This window comes from Ensifer sp. (assembly GCF_035999135.1).
Taxonomy (GTDB): domain Bacteria; phylum Pseudomonadota; class Alphaproteobacteria; order Rhizobiales; family Rhizobiaceae; genus Ensifer.
This window is the reverse complement of the sequence record NZ_DASYGZ010000084.1, coordinates 54,231-65,168: the sequence shown is the minus strand read 5'-3', so window position 1 is coordinate 65,168 and position 10,938 is coordinate 54,231. Positions and strand designations below refer to the sequence as shown.

At 62.4% G+C, this 10,938-nt stretch carries 12 protein-coding genes; 5 read left to right on the top strand and 7 right to left on the bottom strand.

The genetic code is table 11. The features are described 5' to 3' along the window. Positions 1–84 precede the first annotated feature (84 nt). From pdhA to VGO12_RS10155, 7 genes are all read right to left on the bottom strand, one after another. Entirely contained in the window at positions 85–1,131 is a 1,047-nt protein-coding gene (gene pdhA, locus VGO12_RS10185) for a pyruvate dehydrogenase (acetyl-transferring) E1 component subunit alpha (protein WP_327512626.1), read from the bottom strand. Between the two features lie 136 nt (positions 1,132–1,267). After that, positions 1,268–1,588 carry a septum formation initiator family protein gene (locus VGO12_RS10180; RefSeq protein ID WP_327512625.1) on the bottom strand — a complete coding sequence of 107 codons (321 nt, stop codon included), beginning with the start codon at positions 1,586–1,588 and terminating at the stop codon, positions 1,268–1,270. A 144-nt stretch (positions 1,589–1,732) separates the two neighbouring features. Next, positions 1,733–3,007, bottom strand: a complete 1,275-nt coding sequence (eno, locus tag VGO12_RS10175) for a phosphopyruvate hydratase (RefSeq protein ID WP_327512624.1) — start codon at positions 3,005–3,007, stop codon at positions 1,733–1,735. A gap of 139 nt (positions 3,008–3,146) precedes the next feature. After that, positions 3,147–3,989 (bottom strand): 3-deoxy-8-phosphooctulonate synthase, encoded by an 843-nt coding sequence (gene kdsA, locus VGO12_RS10170; protein WP_327512623.1) that lies wholly within the window; start codon positions 3,987–3,989, stop codon positions 3,147–3,149. After that, on the bottom strand, positions 3,989–4,879 hold the full coding sequence (locus VGO12_RS10165) for a VOC family protein (RefSeq protein WP_327512622.1): 891 nt from the start codon (positions 4,877–4,879) through the stop codon (positions 3,989–3,991). The genes kdsA and VGO12_RS10165 overlap by 1 nt, the downstream gene beginning before the upstream one ends. 182 nt (positions 4,880–5,061) lie before the next feature. Further along, positions 5,062–5,232 (bottom strand): hypothetical protein, encoded by a 171-nt coding sequence (locus VGO12_RS10160; RefSeq protein WP_327512621.1) that lies wholly within the window; start codon positions 5,230–5,232, stop codon positions 5,062–5,064. Between the two features lie 166 nt (positions 5,233–5,398). Continuing rightward, a complete protein-coding gene (locus tag VGO12_RS10155; protein ID WP_327512620.1) occupies positions 5,399–6,217 on the bottom strand; it encodes a class I SAM-dependent methyltransferase in 819 nt (272 codons plus the stop codon). 537 nt (positions 6,218–6,754) lie between these two features. On the opposite strand from VGO12_RS10155, the gene VGO12_RS10150 reads away from it, so the two are divergent. The 5 genes from VGO12_RS10150 to VGO12_RS10130 all read left to right on the top strand — a co-directional run bounded on the left by VGO12_RS10150 (position 6,755) and on the right by VGO12_RS10130 (position 10,821). Then, positions 6,755–7,402: a lysophospholipid acyltransferase family protein gene (locus VGO12_RS10150; RefSeq protein ID WP_327512619.1), complete on the top strand. Its 648-nt coding sequence runs from the start codon at positions 6,755–6,757 to the stop codon at positions 7,400–7,402. Beyond that, positions 7,399–8,349, top strand: coding sequence for a phosphatidate cytidylyltransferase (locus VGO12_RS10145; protein ID WP_327512618.1), 951 nt, complete (start codon positions 7,399–7,401; stop codon positions 8,347–8,349). Before VGO12_RS10150 ends, VGO12_RS10145 begins: the two co-directional genes overlap by 4 nt. Beyond that, positions 8,346–8,750 (top strand): hypothetical protein, encoded by a 405-nt coding sequence (locus tag VGO12_RS10140; RefSeq protein WP_327512617.1) that lies wholly within the window; start codon positions 8,346–8,348, stop codon positions 8,748–8,750. Before VGO12_RS10145 ends, VGO12_RS10140 begins: the two co-directional genes overlap by 4 nt. Then, positions 8,734–9,390 (top strand): CDP-alcohol phosphatidyltransferase family protein, encoded by a 657-nt coding sequence (locus VGO12_RS10135; protein WP_327512616.1) that lies wholly within the window; start codon positions 8,734–8,736, stop codon positions 9,388–9,390. Before VGO12_RS10140 ends, VGO12_RS10135 begins: the two co-directional genes overlap by 17 nt. 243 nt (positions 9,391–9,633) lie before the next feature. Then, positions 9,634–10,821, top strand: coding sequence for a DUF418 domain-containing protein (locus VGO12_RS10130; protein WP_327512615.1), 1,188 nt, complete (start codon positions 9,634–9,636; stop codon positions 10,819–10,821). Positions 10,822–10,938 lie beyond the last annotated feature (117 nt).

The following is a 10,938-nucleotide window of genomic DNA, read 5'->3' as shown; positions in this document are numbered from 1 at the left end:
GCCATTTCGAGAGCGTGCCTTCCTCCATCGTCGGGGAAAGGGCGGGCATAAGAATTTCTACTGGCATGTTTGTCCCTCCCCGGATCAAAGCAGGATGTCGGTGTAGAGCTCGGATGCATCCGGCTCCGGATCGGCCTGGGCGAAATCGGCGCTGTCGGCGACGATGTCGCGGACGTCCTTGTCGATCTGCTTGAGGTCATCCTCGCTCGCCCAACCCTTCTCGGTCAGACGCGCCTTCACCTGCTCGATCGGATCGTGTTCCGACCGCATCTTCTGCACTTCATCCTTCGAGCGGTACTTCGCCGGGTCGGACATCGAGTGGCCGCGGTAGCGATAGGTCTGCATTTCCAGGATGACAGGGCCCTTGCCAGAACGGCAGTGCTCGACAGCCTCTTCGGCGGCAGCCTTGACCGCGCGAACGTCCATGCCGTCGACCTGGAAGCCCGGAATGTTGAAGGAAACGCCACGCTGCGAGAAATCGGTCTGGGCCGAGGCGCGGGAAACGGCGGTGCCCATGGCGTAACGGTTGTTCTCGATCACGTAGATTACCGGCAGCTTCCAGAGCTGCGCCATGTTGAAGCTTTCGTAGACCTGGCCCTGGTTGGCCGCACCGTCACCGAAATAGGCGACGGAGACATTGTCGTTGCCGCGGTAGCGGTTGGCGAAGGCGAGGCCCGTACCGAGCGACACCTGGGCGCCGACGATGCCGTGACCGCCATAGAAGTGCTTTTCCTTGGAGAACATGTGCATCGAGCCACCCTTCCCCTTGGAAAGGCCGCTGCGACGACCGGTCAGCTCGGCCATGACGCCACGGGCGCTCATGCCGCAAGCCAGCATGTGGCCGTGGTCACGGTAAGCGGTGATGACCTGATCGCCTTCCTTCAGCGCCATCTGCATGCCGACGACGACAGCTTCCTGGCCGATGTAGAGGTGACAGAAACCACCGATGAAGCCCATGCCGTAGAGCTGGCCGGCCTTCTCCTCGAAACGCCGGATCAACAGCATCTCGCGATAAGCTTTGAGATCGTCTTCCTTGGAGAATTCGGCAACGGTGCTGCCGTTGAAGTCTTTCTTCGCCGGCTTTGCGGCACTCTTGCGGCTGGAAACGGACGCGGTTTTTCGCGGAGCCATTCGTTCCTCCCAATGGTTAGCCTTTTGCGGTTACCATAGGCAAAGAAACGAGCCACAGCAATGCCATATTTGCATGGCTCACATTCCATGCAAACAATTGAAAAGATTATGCTATTTTCAATTAACTGAATTCAGGTTAATTTGTGGCGCGGTGAAAAATAACGATCTCGTCACTTCGCGACATGTTCAGCGCGAGGCGAGCCTTTTCATCCAGCATGTCCCGTTCCAGCGACCCGTCACTCATGAGCTGAACCTCCTTCTCGAGGATCAATCGCTTCTTGGTGAGCTCATCCAGCCGCGTCTGCCGCTCGACGATCTGGCGATCGAATTGCTCGGTCGCCTTCAAGCCGTAGCCGCCGTGAATGGAATGATAGCCGAAGTAGGAGAGAAAGGCGACCGCGATCAGCGGCATCACCAGCCGACCCAGTTTCCGTTTCTTATGATGCCGAGTCCACATGCATTTCCGCCCTGATACGCAGTACGGAGATCAGATTAGCGGCGATTGATTAACCGACCGTTGACCATGAACGGCAGGAAAATAGAAACCCGCCCACATTGGAATGTGGGCGGGTCCTGAAATTCAGACGGATGACGCTTCGGATCAGCCGCGCAGGATCGAACGGCCGGCGTACTTGGCCTGGATGCCGAGCTGCTCTTCGATGCGGATCAGCTGGTTGTACTTGGCGAGCCGGTCCGAACGAGCCAGCGAGCCGGTCTTGATCTGGCCGCAGTTGGTGGCGACCGCGAGATCGGCGATCGTCGCATCCTCGGTTTCGCCCGAGCGGTGCGACATGACGGCGGTGTAGCGTGCCTTGTGGGCGGTCTCGACGGCGTCGAGCGTTTCCGACAGCGAGCCGATCTGGTTGACCTTGACGAGGATCGAGTTGGCGACGCCCATCTTGATGCCGTCGCGCAGGCGCGCCGAGTTGGTGACGAACAGGTCGTCGCCGACGAGCTGGCACTTGTTGCCGATAAGGTCGGTCACAGCCTTCCAGCCGTCCCAGTCGTCTTCGGCCATGCCGTCTTCGATCGAAAAGATCGGGTACTTGGCAGCGAGTTCTGCCAGGTATTCAGCCATTGCGCCCGGCTCCAGCGTCCGGCCTTCGCCTTCGAGCACGTACTTGCCGTCCTTGAAGAATTCGGTCGCGGCGCAATCGAGCGCGATGAACATGTCTTCGCCCGGGCGGTAGCCGGCCTTCTCGATCGACTTCATGATGAAGTCGAGGGCGGCCGGAGCGGATGCGAGACCCGGCGCGAAACCGCCTTCGTCGCCGACATTGGTGTTGTGACCGTCAGCGGAGAGCTGCTTCTTCAGCGTGTGGAACACTTCCGAACCCATGCGAACGGCATCGCGCATCGTGTCGGCGCCGACAGGAACGATCATGAATTCCTGGAAGTCGATCGGGTTGTCGGCGTGCGCGCCGCCGTTGATGATGTTCATCATCGGAACCGGCAGAACGTGGGCGTTCGGGCCGCCGACGTAACGATAGAGCGGCAGGCCGGCAGCTTCGGCGGCAGCCTTGGCGACAGCCATCGAAACGCCGAGGATGGCATTGGCGCCGAGGCGCGACTTGTTCGCCGTGCCGTCGAGCTCGATCATGGCCTTGTCGATCTGGATCTGGTTTTCGGCATCGAGGCCGCCGATCGCTTCAAAGATCTCGCCGTTGACGGCTTCGACGGCGCGCTCGACACCCTTGCCGAGGTAGCGCGTTCCACCATCGCGCAGCTCGACGGCTTCATGCGCACCGGTCGAGGCGCCCGACGGGACTGCCGCGCGGCCGAAGCTTCCGTCTTCCAGGTACACGTCGACCTCGACGGTCGGGTTGCCGCGGCTGTCCAGAATTTCTCGGCCGATGATGTCGATGATTGCAGTCATGATCTCTTCCCTGCTTGAGGACGGTGGAATGGTCGGGGCCTGTCATACGCCAAGGCCTCGAAATTACAATGGCGCGCAAGATGCAAAACAGTTCGCGCCATTGGGGGTCATGAAAATTTCACGAAGTGGCGTTTGCGGCTCAGGCCTTGGCGATCGCGTCGAAGGCGAGCAGCTTTTCGAGCAGCCGCGGCATATCCTTCAGGTGCACCATGTTCGGGCCGTCCGAGGGTGCGTTGTCGGGATCTTCGTGCGTCTCGACGAACACACCTGCGACGCCAACCGCAACGGCCGCACGCGCCAGGGTCTCGACGAATTCTCGTTGGCCGCCCGAGGAACCGCCCTGCCCGCCCGGCTGCTGCACCGAGTGTGTGGCGTCGAAGACGACGGGGGCGCCGAGCGAAGCCATGATCGGCAGCGAGCGCATGTCGGAGACGAGCGTATTGTAGCCGAAGGAGGCGCCACGTTCGCACAGCATGACGTTCGGGTTGCCGCTTTCGGTGAACTTCGCCAGCACGTTCTTCATGTCCCAGGGTGCCAGGAACTGGCCCTTCTTGACGTTGATCGCACGGCCGGTCTTGGCGGCGGCGACCAGAAGGTCGGTCTGGCGCGACAGGAAGGCCGGAATCTGCAGGATATCGACCGTCGGGGCGACGAGCGCGCACTGCTCTTCAGTGTGAATGTCGGTCAGAACCGGAAAGCCGAATTCCTTCTTGAGGTCGGCGAAGATCTCCATCGCCTTGTCGAGTCCGATGCCGCGCTTGCCCGAAAGCGACGTGCGGTTGGCCTTGTCGAAGGAGGACTTGTAGACGAGGCCAATACCGAGCGTCTTGCAGAGCTCCGACAGTGCGCCCGCCATCATGAAGGCGTGCTCGCGACTTTCCATCTGGCACGGACCGGCGATCAGCGACAGCTTTTCGGTCTGCGCGAAGGCGACCTCATTTGCGCCCTCACCGACAACGACTCTGGCATTGGTTTTCATCATCAAGCTCCAAACGCGAAGATCACCCCTTGCCCCGACATTTCGGGAACAATGAGGCGCCCGCCCATTTCTGCAAATTCGATATCGTTCTTGGCAAACAGTGCCCGCGTCGCCTCCAGGTCGGCAACGCTGAAGACGACCGCCCGCCCCCTGAGGCCCCGTTCGGCTCCGCGCACCGAGCGGCCGAAGAACGCCTCCATGCCGGCGGCATTCAGCACCGAGATCTTGGCATTGGTGGTTGCAACATCCATGCCGAAGGAGTGCGCGGCGACTTCGCGCTCGTCGACCGCCTCCTGAAGCAGGTACTGGAAATCGGTCGGATTGGCTTCCGACAGCACCACCTCGGCAATGCCGGTCACGCCGTTTGCGTGGCGTTCCAGCGCCGCGCGATCGGTCGGAAGCGCGCGCACGCGCTGACAGCTGAACAAAAACAGATCCGGCGCGCGCAGATCGGCGGCAAACGCCAGGCGGAACGAACCCAGCCCCTCACGACCGTCCGGCAATTTCATCGGCCGGGAAAACTCCAGCATGTCTCCGCCCGAGATGCCGCGGGCGCGAAAGCGCATATGGTCGCCAGCCGCATCCTCGGTGCCGAAGACCAGCGCCGACAGGCCTTCGGGGCCCTGGCGGAAGCGGAAGGCCTGGTCGCGCGCGACGAAGGCATTGCCGTCGAGTGCCGCCGCTTCGCATTCCTCGCGGGACGCGATACCCAGGGGTTCGAGATAGGTGCCATCGGCAAAGAAGACGCAGGCATTTTCGGTGCCGAAGGGATGGCGGGCATCCTCGGCGACCGTGAAGCCGAGATCAGAAAGACGGCGGCGCGCCTGGGTCAGCGTGTCCACCGGCAGCACGAGGTGATCGAGCGGGCGGGCGGTGCGCTTGGAGAGGCTCATGGCGTGTTCCCTGATGGTTCGCCGCTGTTTGCAACTTTTGGCCGGCGATTGCAAGTCAGCTGGCCGGCCACGCGCCATTTGGCGGCTTGAGCCGGTCTATCGGCTGCAGATATCAGGGGTCGGCGCCAGGCGACGCCTGCCGCCGACTTGCACTTGCCGGCGGAAGCCGAGCCGCCAGAGCGTCAGTAGTAGCCCGGCGCCGTCGTGGCGTTCGCCGTGTTCCCCGCACCGAGACCGGGGGCGAAGGTCTGGGGCTGCGTGTACGACGTATTGCTTCCCGACGTGGTGGTGCAGCTCGAAAGTCCGAGTACGGCGATCGCCAGAGGCACAAGCAACGAAGCTATGAAGCGCATGCGAATTAACCCTTCCAGTTTCACTGTCGAACAGAAAAGTACGAAAACGGCGTCTTGGCGAGTACGTAACAGTAACGCTGCGTAACGCGGCATCGGCACGAGGGGGTTAAAGGTCGCAACCGCAGCGTCGCCCGACCGCTGCGGTTGTCGTTCTTGACCCTCAGGGTCACTGACGTCGGAGACTGAGATCGCTCTTGATGGCGCAGGTGGCGATAAATGTCGGCACGAAGCTGTCGATCACGAAACGGGGCGACGGTTGCCAGTCCTCGTGAAAGCCGGCCAGTAAAAAGCCCGCCTGCAACTGGCCCTCGATCTGGTCCGCCAGGCTGTGCCCGAACACCAGTGCTTCACCCCGTTCGATCTTCCCGTCCACGACCTCGGGTGGGAGATGCTCCGCCTCGACAAAGGGAACCTTGTAGGTCGGACGCACGAGACCCTGCTCTGCAAGATCAGGGTCTCGGTCGCCGACGAAAACGATCGGATTGTAGAAGCTTGCAAGCAGCCGCCCGCCCGCCTTCAGCACCCGGCGGCACTCCCGCCAGACCGGCTGAAGATCCGGAACGTAGAGATTCGATATCGGGTGAAAGACGATATCGAAGGTTTCATCGGCAAAGACCGAGAGGTCGCGCATGTCGCCCTGGACCGCCGTCAGCGACAGGCCCTCGCGCTCGGCAACGAGACGATCCTGGTCGAGTTGCCCCTCGGAGAGGTCGAAGACGGTGACGTCGGCACCGGCGGCGGCAAGAATCGGCGCCTGCTGGCCGCCGGCGGACGCGAGGCACAGGATCTTCTTGCCACGGATGTCGGGCAGCCACCCATCCGGCAGGTCGCCGGGGGTCAGCCGTGCCTGCCATTTTCCCGTGCGCGCTGCAGCAATCACATCCGGCGTCACCGGCTGCGACCACTCGCAATGCTGACGTGCCTGCCTGTCCCAAGCCTGGCGGTTGTGATCGATGATATCGAGATTGAAGGAAGTATCTTGCATGTTCGGTCCCTGGAAACTCTGTCCAATGATGACCGCTCACGTTGGAGAATAGAGATCGCAGGCAAGGAATGCCTCGGCGTCTGTCCGTCCGCGCGGATCGAGCAATGCCATCGTCCTTCTCCTTCGCAAGCGAAGTTAAGGCGAATTCGGTTCTCACCGGGCATTACTGGCGCATTGAACGACGCTCCTCTGTTGTCCGCGCAAGCTAGCGGCTGGCCCGCATGTGGTCAACGTCGACCGCCACGGACTTTGGGATCAATGGCTGCGGCGCGCCGTCACATCGTTTTGCGTCGCACCGTCTCACGCCGCGCTCGAATATCTGGGGGACCCTGCACGTTATCACGCTGCGTATGATTTCAACCGCTTGAGAAGCAATCGCAATCGCGTAATGTTGATCGATGCAGCCGGGGGTTACGCGGGGCAGCAGCTGAGGGGCAGTATTTTGTTGCAAGGCAGGAAACACTTCCAGGTTCGGCCAATACGTTTCGCACGGCGCATCGAAACGCCGGTTTGCACGCGCTATGGACGTGCGCCTGCATGATCCGCGAGCTTCTGGCCAAATTGGCATCGATCGCCATCATGATGTTTGCCCGTGCGCTGACGGCCGCCAGAGCGATCTGGCACGAGACCGGGCTGCCGCCGAAGCAGAGCATCTACTTTGCAAACCATTCCAGCCATGGCGACTTCGTGCTGGTGTGGGCGGTGCTGCCGCCCTGGCTCAGGGAACGCACCCGGCCGGTCGCAGGCGCCGAATATTGGCTGAAATCGAAACTCTCGACCTTCATCGGCCGGGACGTGTTCGACGCGGTGCTGATCGAACGGGACCCGGCTGCGCGCACCCAGGATCCGGTCGAGCAGATGGCGACTGTGCTTGGCGACGGTTCCTCGCTGATCGTCTTTCCCGAGGGAACGCGCAACCAGACGGAGGCGCGGCTCTTGCCCTTCAAGAGCGGCCTCTATCACCTCGCCTGCAAACGGCCGGACGTGGCGCTTGTGCCCGTCTGGATCGACAACCTCAACCGAGTGATGCCCAAGGGGGAGTTCGTGCCGATCCCGCTGATCTGTACCGTAAGCTTCGGCGAACCCATGCGCCTGAAGGCCCAGGAGACGAAGGACGAATTCATCGCCCGGGCGCAAGCCGCCCTACTCTCGCTTTCGCCCGCAACCACGGATGACGACGCATGAGTGCGGCGACCCTCGACATGCTCAAGCTGCTTCTCGGCGCGGGCGGTATCCTCGTCATCGCCTCAAGTGTCGGCTACGTGCTGAAGCAGAGATTATCGCCTGACGGCACCAACGGCGCGATTGAAAATCTCAACGCCCGCATCAAGGCCTGGTGGGCAATGGTCATCCTGATCGCCATAGCCTTTGTCGCCGGGCGCGTGGGCGTGCTCCTGCTTTTCGCCTTCTGCTCGTTTGCAGCGCTCCGCGAGTTCATCACGCTCATCAACACCCGCCGTGGCGACCACTGGGCGATCGCCGCCGCCTTCTTCGTCGTGCTGCCGATCAACTATTTCCTGCTATGGGCGGAAGAATACGGCATCTATTCGATCTTCGTGCCCGTTTATGCCTTCCTGCTGATGCCGATCATCGCGGTCCTGCGCGGCGACCCGCGCGACTTCCTGCTGCGGATCTCCGAGGTGCAATGGGCCTTGATGATCTGCGTGTTTTGCGCCTCGCACGTGCCGGCCCTTCTGACGCTGCAGATCCCCGGCTATGAAGGTCGCAACGTACTGCTGATCGCCTTCCTGGTCATCGTCGTCCAGTCGAGCGACGTGCTGCAATATGTTTGGGGAAAGCTCTTCGGAAAGACCAAGATCGCGCCGACGTTGTCGCCGTCTAAGACCGTCGAGGGTTTCGTCGGCGGGGTGGCAAGCGCCACGCTGCTCGGCGCCTCGCTCTGGTGGATCACGCCGTTCACGCCGTTCCAAGCCGCGCTCATGGCGTTCATCATCACCATGATGGGCTTTTTCGGCGGGCTCGTGATGTCGGCGATCAAGCGCGACCGCGGCGTCAAGGACTGGGGCCACCTGATCGAAGGCCATGGCGGCCTGATCGACCGGCTCGACTCCGTCGTTTTCTCCGCGCCGATCTTCTTCCACCTCACCCGCTATTGGTGGTCGCTGACATGAGCGGGAGATTGAGGGCACTTGCAGGCAGCGGCGCCGTGCAGGTCGCCTTCGCCTTCATCGCCATGGGCGGCTGGGCGTTCTTCGCCAATCGGCTCTATCCCATGCCAAGGCCGCTCGTTGCCGGCATCGTGCAGGGCACGCTCTCGGCGCTGCTGACGCTTTACCTCAAGACGGCCATCGACTTCCTCTCCAGGCGCCTGCGTGGTGCCGGCCGCCTGATCCTGCCGCCACTCGTTGCCTGTCTCGGCTCATCGGCGGTCCTTGTCGCGATCCACGCGGCGAGCGGCACGCCCGAGATCCTGAAAACGATCGCGCTGCCGCTTGCGGTCTCGACGAGCTATGCCGTGCTTTACAATCTTTCCATCAGCCGAGGAGAACCCGGGCATGACCGAGACCGGTGACCGCAGGCCGCTTGCGAGCCGCAACACCCGATGGGCGCAGGCGATCGCCCAGCGGCTCGTGTCGATGAACCTCACACCCAATCGGATCTCGCAGGCCAGCATGCTGGCGGCTGCCCTTTCCGGTCTTGCCTTCTGGCTCGCGGGAGAGAGCGAAGACGGGACAAGGGCCGCCCTGTTCGTCGCTGCCGCCCTGTTTTGCCAGTTGCGGCTGCTCTGCAACCTCTTTGACGGCATGGTTGCGGTCGAGGGCGGAAAGGGTGAAGCGGACGGTCCGTTCTGGAACGAGTTCCCCGACCGCATCGCCGACATCTTCATTTTGGTCGGCGCAGGCCTTGCCATCGGCGCGCCGGCCCTCGGCTTTGCTGCCGCGACCTTCGCGGTGTTGACCGCCTATGTGCGCGAACTCGGCCGCGCCAATGGCGCGCCAAGCGATTTTTCCGGCCCGATGGCAAAACAGCACCGGATGGCGACGATGACGCTCGCAGCCGTGCTGTCGGCCCTTGAAGGCGTTTGGCTCGGCGATGGCGAGATCCTCTGGGTCGCCCTGCTGCTGGTCACGATCGGCGCGGCCCTGACCGCTATGCTGCGGGCACGCCGGCAGATCGCCTGGCTTCGCGGCAACGCCGCCGGCCGACACTAACCACCCCTCCGCAGAAATCTGACGCCTCCGGTGGAACAGCTTCCACCGGACACTTGACGTTTGGCTGAAGCAATTACTAGATTGACTAGTCGATTTATTAAAAATCGCTTTGAGCCTCCGTCGGACGCATATGGCACACGCAGCATTATCCTGACCGCCTCTGCGATCACGCGGATGCACTCAGCAGTTTTTTCAACGGTTTGCGGCGTGTTCATCGAGCGCCTGCCGTAAGGAGAACATGAAATGTCCACCCCTGACCGTGTCGACGACGTCGATGCATTGCGCGGCTTTGCCCTCGTCGGCATCCTGCTCGTCAACATCATGGCCTTCGCCTCCGGCTTTTACGGACTGGAGCTCTCCAATCCGGCCTTCAGCAGCATCACGGATCGCACCGTGAATTTCGTGGTTGCCCTCTTCTTCGAGATGAAGTTCTACCTGTTGTTCTCGTTCCTGTTCGGCTACAGCTTCACCCTGCAGATGCGCTCGGCGGAAAAGTCCGGCCGGGCCTTCGTGCCACGGCTGCTGCGGCGCCAAGCCGGCCTGTGGTTGATCGGTGTGGCACACGCGGTCCTGTTGTTCCATGGCGACATCCTGACGACATACGCAGTGCTCGGCATCGTGCTCCTGATGCTGCGCAACCGGCGCGACGCCAGCCTGCTTCGGCTCGCGACATGGCTGGTGATCCTCGTCGCCCTCGCCTGGAGCGCCTTCGGTATCGTTGCGACGCTGGTGCCGATGCCGCTGGACCGACCCGCCATCCTGGCTGCGGCAGAAGCTACCGAGATCGCCTTTCGCGGCGACTGGCAGGCGATCATCGCACAGCACGTGAACGAACTTTCCACGACCTGGGTCGTCATCGGCCTGCTGCAGGCGCCCTGCGCACTCGCCATGTTCCTGCTCGGGCTGATCGCCGGGCGTCAGGAGTTGCTGGCCCGTCCAGAGGAAAACCGGCAGCTGTTCAAGCGGCTCGTGCGCGCCGGCCTGTGGGTCGGCCTGCCCGGCGCCATGGTCTACGCCTCTACCAGCTTCCTATGGGCCGATTCGCCGATCGCGATACTCGGGCTTGCCGTCGGGCTGATTACCGGACCGTTCCTCACCGGCGCCTATGTCGGGGGCATGATGCTGTCCTTTGGGACAAAAGCTGGCCGGCGTCTTCGCGACCTGCTGGCACCGGCCGGCCGCATGGCGCTTTCCAACTATCTGATGCAGTCGCTGATGTCGGCGCTGATCTTCCACGGCTACGGCCTTGGCCTGATCGGGCAGGTGTCGCCGCTTTCGACCGTCGCGATCGCGCTTGCCATCCTTGCGGCTCAGCTCTCAGTCAGCCGCTGGTGGATGGCGCGCTTCGCCTATGGGCCACTCGAATGGCTGTTGCGCCTGATCACCATCTGGCGTGCGCCGCAATGGCGCAGGACGGCAGAAGCGCCCTAAGGCCCCGGTCGCCAACCCGCACGTCCCGACGGCCCGTAGCCACCGAGCCGGGTCGCTCTCGGTCTGCGCCACCCTCCCCGCATATTTCGCTTTGACTCTAATTAGATAATTTTCTAA

Excerpts from the sequence above, each read along its gene's own strand:
- pdhA (WP_327512626.1), bottom strand. The coding sequence starts at position 1,131 with ATGGCTCCGCGAAAAACCGCGTCCGTTTCCAGCCGCAAGAGTGCCGCA.
- VGO12_RS10180 (WP_327512625.1), bottom strand. The coding sequence starts at position 1,588 with ATGTGGACTCGGCATCATAAGAAACGGAAACTGGGTCGGCTGGTGATG.
- eno (WP_327512624.1), bottom strand. The coding sequence starts at position 3,007 with ATGACTGCAATCATCGACATCATCGGCCGAGAAATTCTGGACAGCCGC.
- kdsA (WP_327512623.1), bottom strand. The coding sequence starts at position 3,989 with ATGATGAAAACCAATGCCAGAGTCGTTGTCGGTGAGGGCGCAAATGAG.
- VGO12_RS10165 (WP_327512622.1), bottom strand. The coding sequence starts at position 4,879 with ATGAGCCTCTCCAAGCGCACCGCCCGCCCGCTCGATCACCTCGTGCTG.
- VGO12_RS10160 (WP_327512621.1), bottom strand. The coding sequence starts at position 5,232 with ATGCGCTTCATAGCTTCGTTGCTTGTGCCTCTGGCGATCGCCGTACTC.
- VGO12_RS10155 (WP_327512620.1), bottom strand. The coding sequence starts at position 6,217 with ATGCAAGATACTTCCTTCAATCTCGATATCATCGATCACAACCGCCAG.
- VGO12_RS10150 (WP_327512619.1), top strand. The coding sequence starts at position 6,755 with ATGATCCGCGAGCTTCTGGCCAAATTGGCATCGATCGCCATCATGATG.
- VGO12_RS10145 (WP_327512618.1), top strand. The coding sequence starts at position 7,399 with ATGAGTGCGGCGACCCTCGACATGCTCAAGCTGCTTCTCGGCGCGGGC.
- VGO12_RS10140 (WP_327512617.1), top strand. The coding sequence starts at position 8,346 with ATGAGCGGGAGATTGAGGGCACTTGCAGGCAGCGGCGCCGTGCAGGTC.
- VGO12_RS10135 (WP_327512616.1), top strand. The coding sequence starts at position 8,734 with ATGACCGAGACCGGTGACCGCAGGCCGCTTGCGAGCCGCAACACCCGA.
- VGO12_RS10130 (WP_327512615.1), top strand. The coding sequence starts at position 9,634 with ATGTCCACCCCTGACCGTGTCGACGACGTCGATGCATTGCGCGGCTTT.